Here is a 478-nt window from a genome sequence, read left to right on the forward strand (position 1 = left end):
CGCCCTGGACATCGGCCGCAAGTCCTTGCTGACCCTGCGCCACGTGCCGGCGCTGCGGCGCCTGTTCGCGCGCGAGCGCGCGGACATCGTGCACGCGCGCTCGCGGCTGCCGGCCTGGCTGGGCTGGCGCGCGCTGCAGGGCATGCAGGCGGCACAGCGTCCGCGCCTGGTCACCACCGTGCACGGGCTCAACTCGCCGAGCCGCTACAGCGCGGTGATGACCCGCGGCGAGCGGGTCATCTGCGTGTCCGAGACCGTGCGCGACTACGTGCTGCAGCACTATCCGCAGACCGATCCGGCGCGCCTGCGGGTGGTGCCGCGCGGTATCGATCCGACGCAGTTCCCGCGCCGTCCCTGGCCCGATGCGCAGGCGCGGGCCTGGGCCGTCAGCCAGGCGCCGGCGTTGGCCGGGGATGGGCCGCTGCTGTTGCTGCCGGGGCGCGGCACCCGCCTGAAGGGCCACGCCGACGCGCTGCGC

General features: G+C 75.7%; 1 protein-coding gene. It reads left to right on the forward strand.

Annotated elements, in window-relative coordinates; translation table 11 throughout:
• The coding region (locus tag D588_RS0121075) for a glycosyltransferase (RefSeq protein WP_017917404.1) at positions 1–478 on the forward strand (478 nt) is incomplete at both ends.

The organism is Xanthomonas sp. SHU 308, assembly GCF_000364645.1.
Lineage (GTDB): Bacteria > Pseudomonadota > Gammaproteobacteria > Xanthomonadales > Xanthomonadaceae > Xanthomonas_A > Xanthomonas_A sontii.